3 protein-coding genes are annotated in these 2,391 nt (G+C 74.7%); all 3 read right to left on the bottom strand.

All coding sequences use genetic code 11. From position 1 onward, the window contains the following. Positions 1 to 917: ROK family glucokinase (locus tag AC0CYZ_RS25530; protein WP_472220562.1), on the bottom strand; the 917-nt coding region annotated here is incomplete at its 3' end. Beyond that, complete coding sequence (locus tag AC0CYZ_RS25525; RefSeq protein ID WP_472220560.1) at positions 914 to 1,303, bottom strand: WhiB family transcriptional regulator; 390 nt, start codon at positions 1,301 to 1,303, stop codon at positions 914 to 916. The genes AC0CYZ_RS25530 and AC0CYZ_RS25525, both read right to left, overlap by 4 nt. Positions 1,304 to 1,353: 50 nt before the next feature. Then, positions 1,354 to 2,391, bottom strand: a 1,038-nt coding sequence (locus tag AC0CYZ_RS25520; protein ID WP_472220558.1) for a sugar porter family MFS transporter, incomplete at its 5' end; no start/stop codon positions are given.

The raw sequence follows: 2,391 nt of genomic DNA, 5'->3' as shown, positions 1-2,391 counted from the left end.
ACCAGGCCGGCGTCGGGGCCGAGCTCGGCGGGCACGACGCGGGCGGTGGGGCGGTGGCCGCGGCCGGTCAGGTTCCTGGTGTAGGCCGCGATCAGGGGCCCGAGCAGGATGTCGCCGGCCGCGGCGACCCCGCCGCCGATGACGACGACGCCGGGGTCGAGCACGGCGGCGAGCTGGGCGACGCCGAGGCCGAGCCAGCCCCCGACCTCGTCGAAGACCTGCAGCGCGGCGACGTCGCCCGCCCGGGCCGCGGCGGTCACCATCAGGCCCTCGATGGCGTCGACACGTCCTCCGGCCCGGCCGAGCAGCTCGTGGGCCAGCACCGGGGAGTCCACGGCGATCTCGCGCGCCCGGCGCACGAGGGCGGTGCCGCTGGCGTAGCGCTCCAGGCACCCCGCCAGCCCGCAGGGGCAGGGCCGTCCGCCCGGCACCATGACGACGTGGCCGACCTCGGCCGCGGCCCCGAACTCGCCGCGCAGCAGGCGCCCGTCCTGCACGACGCCGCCGCCGAGTCCGGTGCCCACGGTCAGGGCCAGCACCTGGCGGGTGCCCCGACCGGCTCCGAACCGCGACTCGGCCCACGCCGCGGCGTTGGCGTCGTTCTCCACCACGACCGGGAGTCCGGTCCGCTCCTCGAGCTCGTCGCGCAGCGGTTCGTCCCGCCAGGCCAGGTTGGGCGCGAACATCACCGTCGCCCGGTCGGCGTCGACGAAGCCCGCGGCGGAGATGCCGACCGCGGTCGCCTCGTGCTGGGTGCGGAGCTCCCGGACGGCGTCGGTGACGGCGTCGCGGACCTGGTCGGCGTGCTGGGCGGGTGTCACCCGCTGGATGCGGGCGACGATGCGTCCCTCGGCGTCCACGACGCCCGCCGCGATCTTGGTGCCGCCGACGTCGACGCCGATGGTCGGCGCGCTCACGACGTGGCCCCGAGCCGCGCGCGGTGCAGGCGGTGGCGCTCGGCCGGTGAGAGACCGCCGACGACGCCGTGCCGGTACCACGGCGACTCGTGCGTCATCACGTCGTCCAGGCAGGTCGTGCGGACCGGACAGCGCCGACAGACCTCCTTGGCGGCCCGCACCCTCGACGGCCGCGGGTGCTGGCCGTCGGCCTCGGGGAAGAACAGGGACGGGGACCGGCCCGCGCACGCGGCGTCCTCGTGCCACGCCGGCACCGAAGCCCCGTCGAAGAGCAGGGCGCGAAAGACGAGCCGGACGCCCGCGGCGTCGCGTGCGCCGCGGACGTCGGGACGCGGACGGGGCCGCCCGGTCACGAGCACCGTCGGCTCCTCGACGGGTCCGTCCATGATCGATCTCCGTTTCTCGTGGGGGACGGCGGGTGCCTCGCGGCGGTGCCTCAGGTGATGACCCGCTGGCGGCCGGGAGCGGTGCGCTGCATGTCCTCGAGCTCCCGGCCCTTGGTCTCCTGGACGGCGCGGATCACGAACAAGGCCGAGAGCAGGGCGAACAGCGCGTAGATGCCGTAGGCGAGGGTCAGGCCGGCGGCGGCGAGCACGGGGAAGGTGGTGGAGACGACGAAGTTGGCGATCCACTGGGCGGCCGCGGCGACGGAGAGCGCGGCGGCGCGGATGTAGTTGGGGAACATCTCGCCGAGCAGCACCCAGACCACCGGGCCCCAGGAGACGCCGAAGGAGACGACGAACAGGTTGGCCGCGACCAGCGCGACCGAGCCCCAGGCACCGGGCAGCACCAGGTCGTCACCGGACCCGACGGCCTGGGAGAAGCAGACCGCCATCGCCCCGAGGGTCACGGTCATGCCGATCGACCCGCCCAGCAGCAGCGGCTTGCGCCCGACCCGGTCGACCACGGCGATCGCGATCAGGGTGACCACGATGTTCGTCACCGAGGTGATGACGGTGATCGTGAGGGAGTCGGACTCGGAGAAGCCCACGGAGTGCCAGAGGCTGGTCGAGTAGTAGAAGATCACGTTGATCCCGACGAACTGCTGGAACACCGAGAGCAGGATCCCGACCCAGACGATGGGCTGGAGCCCGAACCGCGGGCCCCGGAGGTCCCGCAGGCTCGGCGCGTCCTCACGCTGGAGGCTGGTGGCGATCTCGGCGACCTTGGCGTCCGGGCCCTCGGCGCCGCTCGCGCCGAGGCGGGCGAGGACGGTGGCGGCCTCCTGGTTCCGGCCGCGGGCCACGAGGAAGCGGGGCGACTCGGGGATGCCGAGGGCGAGCAGGGCGTAGACGACGGCGGGGACGAGGCCGACGAGGAACATCCACCGCCAGGCGGAGAGCCCGAGCCACAGGGTGTCCGCGGCGCTGCCGGCGGAGTTCGCGAGGAAGGCGTCGCTGAGCAGCGCGACGAAGATGCCGGTGACGATCGCGAGCTGCTGCAGCGAGCCCAGCCGGCCGCGGATCGCCGCGGG

This window comes from Actinomycetospora sp., from assembly GCF_055612215.1.
Note: the sequence above shows the minus strand (reverse complement) of the source record. Positions and strands in the feature narration are given on the sequence as shown.

Coding starts and splice junctions, on each gene's coding strand:
- AC0CYZ_RS25525 (WP_472220560.1), bottom strand. CDS start 1,303: ATGGACGGACCCGTCGAGGAGCCGACGGTGCTCGTGACCGGGCGGCCC.